Origin of the sequence: Mesorhizobium sp. M1E.F.Ca.ET.041.01.1.1, assembly GCF_003997355.1 — a bacterium.
Lineage (GTDB): Bacteria > Pseudomonadota > Alphaproteobacteria > Rhizobiales > Rhizobiaceae > Mesorhizobium.
In genome coordinates this window covers 1-9,049 of the sequence record NZ_RZSL01000226.1, presented here as the reverse complement: position 1 = coordinate 9,049, position 9,049 = coordinate 1, and the positions used below count along the sequence as shown (strand labels likewise).

The following is a 9,049-nucleotide window of genomic DNA, read 5'->3' as shown; positions in this document are numbered from 1 at the left end:
TCTGCGAGAAGCCGATCGATCTCGACCTCAAGCGCACGGACGAGTGCCTGGCCGCGGTCGAGAAAGCGGGCGTGCCGTTCCAGATCGGCTTCAACCGCCGCTTCGATCCGAGCTTCCGGGCGCTGAAGGAGCGCCTTGCCGGCGGCGAGATCGGCGCCGTCGAGCAGGTCATCATCACAAGCCGAGACCCCGAACCCGAAACCGAGGAAGCGCTGGCCGGGGGTGGGGGCGTCTTTCGCGAAATGACCATCCACGACTTCGACATGGCTCGGAACCTGCTCGGCGAGGAGCCGGTCGAACTCTTCGCCACCGGCTCCTCGCTGGTGGCGCCGCAATACAGGAAGCTCGGCGATTACGACACCGCGATGTTCATCCTGCGAACAGCATCCGGCCGGCAGTGCCACATCAACAACAGCGTCAGGGCCGCCTATGGCTATGACCAGCGCATCGAGGTGCATGGCGCCGACGGCATGCTGCAGGCCGGGAACCGGATGCCGACCTCGGTAGAGATGTACGGCGACAGGGGCATATCGCGCGACAAGCCCTTCTACTTCTTCGTCGAACGCTACGCCGAGTCCTACGCGTCGGAGATCGATCACTTCATCACTTGCGTCGAAACCGGCAGCAAGCCCGCCGTCACGGCCAGCGACGGCCGCAAGGCCATGATCCTTTGCGAGGCGGCCCTTGCCTCCGCCAGGTCCGGCAGGTTCGAGCCTGTGAAGCCCTGAGCGGATGGTCTCAAGTCAAACGGGAGTCCCGAGATGAAGATTGGCATGATCACCGACAGCCTGGGCAATCTTTCCTTTGACGAGATGCTTCGCGCCTCGGCCGAACTCGGGCTCGAGACACTCGAGTTCGCCTGCGGCAACTGGTCGTCCGCGCCGCATATCGATCTCCCAGCCATGCTGGACAGTGCCGCGACGCGCGCCGAATTCGCCGCCAGGGTCCGCGACCACGGGCTGACGATCGCTGCGCTCAACTGCTCGGGCAACCCGCTGCATCCGGGACCGCAGGGCAAGAAGCACCATCAGGTGACCGAGGACACGATCCGCCTGGCGAGCTTGATGGACATCGATCGCGTGGTGATGATGTCCGGGTTGCCAGGCGGCCCAGGCGATGCCAACCCCAACTGGATCATCACCGACTGGCCGCCCGAATGCGCCGACATCCAGCGCTACCAGTGGGACGACTGCATCATTCCCTACTGGCGCGATCTGGTGAAGTTTTCGAACAATCTCGGCGTCAGGAAGCTTTGCCTGGAACTGCACGGCCATCAGGCCGTCTACAACGTCCAGACTCTGTTCCGGCTGCGCGACGCCGTCGGCGAGACGGTCGGCGCGAACTATGACCCCAGCCACCCGATGTGGATGGGCGCCGATCCCATCGCTGCCGTCCGCAAGCTGGGCTCTGCGATCTACTATGTACATGCGAAGGATACACGCATCGAACCGATACCGGCGGCCATCGACGGCGTGCTCGATGCGCGCCCGCCAAACCACTATGCCGATAGGGCCTGGAATTACATCACGCTGGGCTACGGTCACGGTGAGACCTGGTGGCGGCAGTTCTGCGCCGCGCTGAAGCAGGTCGGCTACGACGACGTGCTGTCCATCGAGCACGAGGACATGATGCTGTCGCCGATGGAAGGCATGCGCAAATCCGTGGCGTTGCTGCGCAACGTCGCCATCAATTTGGCATAGCGCGGGCAGAGGCGGCGCCTATGGCGAATCTCGAGTCGCTCGCGCCCAAACAGGTTTCCCGTCGGCCGATGCCAGTGCGGTCGGGACGACCTGCGCCGCCGACGTTGGTCGCGGCGCTGGCTTGCGAACCAAAACTCGTCGCCAAGCATCCGGCGCTCGGCGATTTCCTGCGCAGCCGATGGGCCGATGCCGCCTTCATGACGGCCGCCGGCATGGCCGAAGCCACCGGCCTGCCCACGACCACGCTTCTCAGGCTGCTTGCGCTTCTCGGATTTCCCGGCTTCCGCAGTTTTCGCGACGCGGTGCGCGCGCAGCTCAGATCGCGCTGAAGACGAACACCATCAGGGCACAATGCCGCGACAAGCCCAGGCGACGTTGGCGAACGAGCGCGGGCCGTCTGGCCGGCCGGCCTCGTAGGCATCGCGAACGGCGCCCTCGACGCGCGCCCGCTCGGCTGCGTCCAGCGTGGTCATGAACTTGCCGAGTGGGCCTTCGCCGGCGCCGATCGGCGCCCAGTAATCGTCGAAATTCTGGTAATCCATCCGGATCATCAGCTCGGTTTCGGTGACGTCGGTCAGCCCCTGTTCGACGAAGGTCCGCTTCATCTCGCCGGGCTGCATCATCGGCTGGAAGCAATAGTGGGTGCGCATCTGGCGGCCGCTTTCGCTCAGCGCGGCAACCGTGTCGATCATCATGCGCATGCCCGGCATGCCGCCGAGATGATCCCACACGACGGCCGCGACCACGCCGCCCGGCCGCACCACGCGGCGCATCTCGGACACCGCCTTGCCGGCCTCCGGCACGAAGTGCAGCACGAGCAGGGCGAGCGCGCGGTCGAATGTGTTGTCCTCGAAAGGCAGCGCGGTGGCGTCGGCCTGCTGGATGGTGACGCGCGGATCGGTATTGCGCTCTCTCGCCGCCTCGACGAAGACGGCTGAGAAGTCGATGGCCTGGATTTCGGCGAGACCGGCGGATTTCGCCAGCTCGAAGGTCAGGCTGCCGGTGCCGCAGCCGACATCGAGGATCTTGTCGCCGGCGGACAAGCCGGCGAAGTCGATGAACAGCGGCGCAAGTTTTCGGCTCCAGCGCCCCATGAGCTGCTCATAGCCGGACGCTGCGTGAACGGTAAAGCTAGACGCCATCGGGACCTCCCATATCAGCCCACGCTAAACCTCGACGCAATTGCTGCCAAGGCGCGAGGCAATTGTCGCGGCAAGGATAGCGGGGCAGGCGAAGGCGGTTATGTGGGCGAATTCACGGTCGCAACGCTTTCACGTTCCACCAACGGGCATTCCAGCTTGGTGATCGGGTAGCGGCCGCGGCCGGGCGTCGGCGGCGTCTCGAGCTGCTCGATCGCCCATTGGCCCATGGCCAGATGCGGCAGGATCGATGTGGTCAGCGGCGGGAAAAGGTGGCGGGCGATCTCCTCGTCGTCATAGCCGACCACGGAAATGTCCTGCGGGATGTGCAGGCCGGCTTCCTTCAGTGCCTCGTAACAGCCGATCGCCGTGCGGTCGTTCTGGCAGAAGATGGCGGTCGGGCGCTCTTTGAGCGCGAGTAACTTGACGGTCGCCGCATAACCGGCGCTGGCCGACCAGTCGCCCTCGACCACCAGTTCCGGATCGAAGGGGATGTCGGCGGTGGCTAAAGCGCGGCGATAGCCTTTCAGCCGGTCCTGCGCCGCCTGCATCCAGGGCTCGCCGGTGATGGTGGCGATGCGGCGGTGGCCGTGGCCGATCAGGTGACGGGTGGAGCTCTGGCCGCCGGCGATCTCGGAGGGTACCACCGCCGGGAAGGCATAGTCGGCGGTGTAACAGTTGAGCAGGATGACCGGAATGTCGAGGCTGTAGAGGAAATCGGGCGCGGCGATCTCGCGGGTGAAGATGGTCATGTAGATCAGCGCCGAGATGCCGCGCCTCGTCAGCGCCTGGATAGCCCTCGGCTCCATGACGGCGTCGCCCATGGTCTGCGCGACCAGGAGCACGTTGCCGGCGTTCCACGAAGCCTGGCGCGCGCCCTCGATGGCGACCACCGCCTCCGGGCTGGTGGCGAGTTGGTCGACGGCAAAACCGATGACGCCGTCCAGCCCTTCGAACGGCGTCACCGCCGGGCGGAGCGCCGAAAAGACCGGCGGCGAATAGCCGAGCGCTCTCGCTGCCTCGACCACCCGGTCGCGCGTCTGCTGCGACAGCCGGATGCCCGGCGAATTATTGAGCACGAAGGAAACCGTCGCTTGCGAGCAGCCGGCGGCTCGCGCGATGTCGGTCATGGTGACGCGGCCCTTGGGCTTGGCGTTGCGTCGCCTGGACGTGTCCGGGGGATCGCGCAGTTCCGTCGTTTCGCTCATGGTCGTTTCCCAAACCCCGCCGGCAACGGCAAGGTGGTCAAGTGCGGCGCGGAAGCGCCAAATTTATAACTATTATCAAGGATGACATCTTCCTTGCCAGCCGCTCCGTCTGTCAACGAAAAACAGATGACCGATCCCGTGAAACCGGAGAATTGCCGGTGATTCCCGCCTCAGCGAGGTGCCTTCCTGCCGCCACCATCCTCATCCCGCTTGCGTGGCTGGATATGGCCGTCGCCGCCGCGGATACGCCATGCCAGCTTCATAACTAATACTCTTTACTAATAGCCGTAAGCGTTTTACTGTCAACTCGCCGCGACCGAACCGGGGCTTCCGGCCGGTGGCGGCAGTGGGAGGAACGCGTGTCGACTGGCCGGCAAGCCGCCTAAGGAGGGCTGCCTCGCTCTCACGAAAATGTCAGACAAATCGGACTATTTACGAACGCCAAATGAGTGTCTAGTGTCTTGGTCGCGGTTGGATTGGCGCCGTTCTTAAGTTGCCAGACCTTGGGCAAGCCCCTTGAGGAGGAGGGCGTCCAGGCCGCAGCCGACACATCAGGGATGAGTTTCAAAAAGGGAGGTTGAACCATGAAATCCATGATCCGTAACGCATCCGTCGCCGCGGCGGCCTTGGCTCTCGGACTGTCTGCGAGCGCGACCGCGCGCGCCGACGACAAGCCGACGCTGGCCTTCGTCGTCAACGGCGCGTCAGACTTCTGGAAGGCGGCGGAAGCCGGCGTGAAGAAGGCGCAGGGCGAATTGCCCGACTACACTCTCGAGCTCAAATATCCGGAGCAGTCTTCGGTCGCCATCCAGCAACGCCTGATGGACGATCTGGTGACGGCCGGCGTGAAGGGCATCATGGTCTCCGCCGTCGATCCCAAGACCTCGACCGACGGGCTGAACAAGATCGCGTCCGAGACGGCGCTGTTCACCACCGACTCGGACGCCCCGCAGACCAAGCGCGTCGCCTATATCGGCTCGTCCAACGTCGATGCCGGCAAGCAGGCGGCCGAGATCGCCAAGAAGGCGATGCCGGACGGCGGCAAGTGCCTGGGCTTCGTCGGCCTGCTCGGCGCCGACAACGCCAAGGAGCGCATCCAGGGCATGAAGGACGGGCTCGCCGGCAGCAAGATCGAGCTGGTCGACGTGCGCGGCGACGACATCGACCAGGCGCGCGCCAAGAAGAATGTCGAGGACGCGCTGGTCGCCAGCCCCGACATCACCTGCATGGTCGGCTTCTATTCCTACAACACGCCGCGCATCTATGAAGCGCTGCGCGACGCCGGCAAGCTCGGCCAGATCACCGTCGTCGGCTTCGACGACGATCCGATCACGCTGGGCGGCGTCAAGGAAGGCACGGTTGCAGCGACCGTCGTGCAGCAGCCCTTCGAATGGGCCTATCAGGGCATGAAGCTGATGGCTTCCTACCTCAAGGGCGACAAGTCGGGCATTCCGCAGAACGGCCTGATCATCGTGCCGACCAAGATCATCGGCAAGGACGATGTCGACGCCTACGCCGCCAATCTGAAGGCGATGGCGGGCAACTAATCGATGAACCGTTGCGCCGGCTCAAGGTTCGCCTTGAGCCGGCGTCCGTATTGACGGGCCTCGCGAGGCCCGTCAGTCTGTAGCCCACCGGCTGCTGAGATGCGTCATGAATTGTGGCGCGATGAACCATGGCGCGATGAACTATTCCGACCCATCCATCGTCCAGTCCGCTCCGTTCCTGAGCCTCGAGGCCGTGCGCAAGACCTATCCCGGCGTCGTGGCGCTGGACGGGTTCTCCATGGAGGTCAAGCCGGGCGAGGTGATCGGCCTGGTCGGCGAGAACGGCGCCGGCAAATCGACGCTGATGAAGATCCTCGGCGGCGTGACGCGGCCGGACAGCGGCACCGTCACGGTCGACGGCGTCGCGCATGACGGGCTGACCGTGGAAGCCAGCATCGGCTCCGGCATCGCCTTCGTGCACCAGGAGCTCAACCTCTTCGAAAATCTCGACGTCGCCGCCAACGTCTTCTTCGGCCGCGAGCCGTTGAAGGCCGGGCCGCTGAGGCTGGTCGACCGCGCCAGGTTGCGCGAGATGGTGGCGCCGCTGTTGAAGCGCGTCGGCGCCAATTTCTCGGCCGACGCGCCGGTCGCCTCGCTGTCGCTGGCGCAGCAGCAGATGGTCGAGATCGCCAAGGCGCTGTCGATCAAGGCGCGGCTGGTGATCCTCGACGAGCCGACCTCCAGCCTGCCGATCGCCGAAACCGAAAAGCTGCTCGACGTGATCAAGGGGCTGCGGGCGGAAGGCATCAGCGTCATCTTCATCTCGCACCGCCTGCACGAGGTCGAGCGTGTCGCCGATCGCGTCGTGGTGCTGCGCGACGGCATGCTTGCCGGCACGCTGCCGAAGAGCGATATCAACCACGACCAGATGGTCAAGCTGATGATCGGCCGCATGCTGAAGGAGCGCGAGAAGGCCGCCGAAGCGGGGCGCGCTCCGGGCGGCGTGGCGCTCTCGGCCAGCGCGGTGCGCACCCCAGCCTATCCGGATCACCCGGTCGATCTCGAAATCAGGCGCGGCGAGATCCTCGGCCTCGCCGGGCTGGTGGGCTCCGGCCGCACGGAGCTCGCGCGCGTCCTGTTCGGCGTCGACGAGCGGCTCGGCGGCAGCGTCGCGCTGGACGGCAAGGCGCTCGATGTCGGATCGGCCGCCGACGCGGTGGCGAACGGCATCTTCCTGGTGCCGGAAGACCGCAAGCTTACCGGCATCCTGCTCGACCTCTCGATCGCGCAGAACATCTCGCTGCCCAACCTGCCTGCCCATGCGAAGCGCTCGCTGGTCTCGACCAGCGCCGAGCTCGCAACCGCCGAAAAGCAGAAGAAGGACCTCGGCATCAAGGCGCCGTCGGTGCTCACCCGCACCGGCACGCTTTCGGGCGGCAACCAGCAGAAGGTGGTTCTGGCCAAATGGCTGGCGATGAACCCCAAGGTGATGATCCTCGACGAGCCGACTCGCGGCATCGATATCGGCGCCAAGGCCGAGATCTACGGACTGATGCGCTCGCTCGCCGATGCCGGCGTCGCGGTGCTGATGATCTCCAGCGACATGGAAGAGGTGATCGGCGTTTCGGACCGTATCGCCGTCATGCATGAGGGACAGATCTCCGGCATTCTCGACCGGGACGATTTCAGCCAGGAAAACGTGCTTCTGCTGGCGGTGGGCAAAAAGCCCAAGCTGGTGCAAGCTGCGGGAGGAGCGCAATGAGCAAGAAAGATCTCGGCCTGCTGGTCCTGATCCTGGTGGTCGGCGCGGTGGTGACTGCCATCAATCCGCGTTTCCTTTTGCCGATCAACCTCGCCAACACCTCCAACCTGATCGGGCTGTTCGGCATCCTCTCCATCGGCCAGGCCTTCGTCATCATCACCGGCGGCATCGAGCTCTCGGTCGGTTCGCTGGTCGCGCTGCTCGGCACGCTGTTCATCGACTTCATCGCCGTGCGCGAGATGGACTGGCCGCTGGCCTTCGCGCTGATCATCGCGCTCGGCGCCATCATCGGCTTCGTGCATGGCTGGCTGATCACCAGGCTCAAGATGCAGCCCTTCGTGGTGACGCTCTGCGGCCTCTTGATCTATCGCGGCGTCGCCCGGTTCTACACCGCCGACGGCACGGCGGGTTTCGCCTTCGGCCAGAACTTCCCGGATCTCGAGTTCCTCACGGCCGGGCGCTCTTACGGCGTGCCGAACAGCTTCACGGCGCTGATCGTCATCGCCATCGTCATGTGGGTAGTGCTGCACCGCTCGGTGTTCGGGCGCTACCTCTACGCCATCGGCAAGAACGAGGAAGCGGCGAAATATTCGGGTATCCGCACCGGGCGCGTCGTCATCGCCGCCTATGTCATCTGCGGCGTGCTGACGGCGCTGTCGGCGATCTATTTCGCCATGTATACGCGCTCGATCTCGCCGGCCAGCCACGGCCAGTTCTACGAGCTCTACGCGATCGCCGCGGCGGTGCTCGGCGGCTTCTCGCTGCGCGGCGGCGAAGGCTCTCTGGTCGGCGTGATCCTGGGCACCGTGCTGCTGCAGGAACTGCAGAATCTGGTCAACCTGCTCGGCATCCCCTCCTCGCTAAACTTCGCGGTGATGGGCGGCGTCATCCTGATCGGCGTGCTGGTCGATCAGCAATGGGGCGTATTCCGCGCCCGGCGCCGGATGATGGAAGCGACGCGCAGGAACATTGCCAGCGCGCCGGCGGAGTAGCAGAGCCTCCCCCTTCTCCCCTTGTGGGAGAAGGTGGATCGGCGCGAAGCGCCGAGACGGATGAGGGGTGTTGGAAGGATCGCTGCCTCGGGGGCGTTTCAAACCCTTTGATCTTCCACGCCTCACTCCGTCCAGCACCCCTCATCCGGCCGCTTCGCGGCCACCTTCTCCCACAAGGGGAGAAGGAAAAGGCGCTAGATCTGATCCGACAGGTCCGAGAACGCCATCGCCTTGCGCAGCACCTCGGCGAAGCGCTCGCCGGCAATTTCCCTGGCGCCGCTGTTGTCGATCGAGGTGACGTCCGGACCGGACAGCGTCATGCTCGTGCTGCGCGCCAGGCGGGCCAGCACCTCGCCGCGCGATTCGCGGCCGCGCGCCGCCAGCCGCTCGGCGAGGATTTCGGGCGTGGCGGTGATCTCGACCACCGCCAGATTGGCGTAGCGCTCGCGCAGCGCCGGGATGATCGCGCGCGATACATTGGCCACGGCCACATGGCCGTTGGCGACGGCCCAGTCGACATCGGCCGGCAAGCCATAGCGCAGGCCATGCGCGTCCCAGCAGATGGCAAAGGCGCCATCGGCCTCCGCCTCGGCGAAGGCGGCGTCGGCCAGCGTGTCGTGGTCCTCGCTCGCGGAATCGCTCGGCCGGGTGATGACGCGACGCACGAATTCCAGCCGCGTCTCGCCGGCAAAGCGCGCCTTGGCGAAGCCGATCACCGTGTCCTTGCCGGCGCCGCTCGGGCCGACAACGGCGACGAAGAC

At 65.3% G+C, this 9,049-nt stretch carries 9 protein-coding genes; 6 read left to right on the top strand and 3 right to left on the bottom strand.

Going from position 1 to position 9,049, the window contains the following annotated elements; all coding sequences use genetic code 11:
* From EOA38_RS18970 to EOA38_RS18960, 3 genes are all read left to right on the top strand, one after another.
* A partial coding sequence (locus tag EOA38_RS18970; RefSeq protein WP_127299946.1) for a Gfo/Idh/MocA family oxidoreductase occupies positions 1-728 on the top strand: 728 nt, incomplete at its 5' end.
* Between the two features lie 33 nt (positions 729-761).
* The gene (locus EOA38_RS18965; protein ID WP_127299945.1) at positions 762-1,700 is read left to right on the top strand and encodes a sugar phosphate isomerase/epimerase; all 939 of its coding nucleotides are present in this window, start codon (positions 762-764) and stop codon (positions 1,698-1,700) included.
* A 20-nt stretch (positions 1,701-1,720) separates the two neighbouring features.
* Positions 1,721-2,029, top strand: coding sequence for a hypothetical protein (locus EOA38_RS18960; protein ID WP_127299944.1), 309 nt, complete (start codon positions 1,721-1,723; stop codon positions 2,027-2,029).
* A 12-nt stretch (positions 2,030-2,041) separates the two neighbouring features.
* Here the strand turns inward: EOA38_RS18960 and EOA38_RS18955 are convergent, their stop codons facing one another.
* Positions 2,042-2,842, bottom strand: a complete 801-nt coding sequence (locus tag EOA38_RS18955; protein ID WP_127299943.1) for a class I SAM-dependent methyltransferase — start codon at positions 2,840-2,842, stop codon at positions 2,042-2,044.
* Positions 2,843-2,940: 98 nt separating this feature from the next.
* Positions 2,941-4,047, bottom strand: coding sequence for a LacI family DNA-binding transcriptional regulator (locus EOA38_RS18950; RefSeq protein ID WP_189434739.1), 1,107 nt, complete (start codon positions 4,045-4,047; stop codon positions 2,941-2,943).
* A 584-nt stretch (positions 4,048-4,631) separates the two neighbouring features.
* On the opposite strand from EOA38_RS18950, the gene EOA38_RS18945 reads away from it, so the two are divergent.
* The 3 genes from EOA38_RS18945 to EOA38_RS18935 all read left to right on the top strand — a co-directional run bounded on the left by EOA38_RS18945 (position 4,632) and on the right by EOA38_RS18935 (position 8,288).
* Positions 4,632-5,594 (top strand): sugar-binding protein, encoded by a 963-nt coding sequence (locus EOA38_RS18945; protein WP_127299942.1) that lies wholly within the window; start codon positions 4,632-4,634, stop codon positions 5,592-5,594.
* A 136-nt stretch (positions 5,595-5,730) separates the two neighbouring features.
* Positions 5,731-7,296 carry a sugar ABC transporter ATP-binding protein gene (locus EOA38_RS18940; RefSeq protein WP_126095676.1) on the top strand — a complete coding sequence of 522 codons (1,566 nt, stop codon included), beginning with the start codon at positions 5,731-5,733 and terminating at the stop codon, positions 7,294-7,296.
* Positions 7,293-8,288, top strand: coding sequence for an ABC transporter permease (locus EOA38_RS18935; protein ID WP_127299941.1), 996 nt, complete (start codon positions 7,293-7,295; stop codon positions 8,286-8,288). The genes EOA38_RS18940 and EOA38_RS18935 overlap by 4 nt, the downstream gene beginning before the upstream one ends.
* 194 nt (positions 8,289-8,482) lie before the next feature.
* Here the strand turns inward: EOA38_RS18935 and phnN are convergent.
* The coding region (phnN, locus tag EOA38_RS18925; RefSeq protein WP_127299939.1) for a phosphonate metabolism protein/1,5-bisphosphokinase (PRPP-forming) PhnN at positions 8,483-9,049 on the bottom strand (567 nt) is incomplete at its 5' end.

Coding starts and splice junctions, on each gene's coding strand:
- EOA38_RS18950 (WP_189434739.1), bottom strand. CDS start 4,047: ATGAGCGAAACGACGGAACTGCGCGATCCCCCGGACACGTCCAGGCGA.
- EOA38_RS18940 (WP_126095676.1), top strand. CDS start 5,731: ATGAACTATTCCGACCCATCCATCGTCCAGTCCGCTCCGTTCCTGAGC.
- EOA38_RS18935 (WP_127299941.1), top strand. CDS start 7,293: ATGAGCAAGAAAGATCTCGGCCTGCTGGTCCTGATCCTGGTGGTCGGC.
- EOA38_RS18965 (WP_127299945.1), top strand. CDS start 762: ATGAAGATTGGCATGATCACCGACAGCCTGGGCAATCTTTCCTTTGAC.
- EOA38_RS18945 (WP_127299942.1), top strand. CDS start 4,632: ATGAAATCCATGATCCGTAACGCATCCGTCGCCGCGGCGGCCTTGGCT.
- EOA38_RS18960 (WP_127299944.1), top strand. CDS start 1,721: ATGGCGAATCTCGAGTCGCTCGCGCCCAAACAGGTTTCCCGTCGGCCG.
- EOA38_RS18955 (WP_127299943.1), bottom strand. CDS start 2,842: ATGGCGTCTAGCTTTACCGTTCACGCAGCGTCCGGCTATGAGCAGCTC.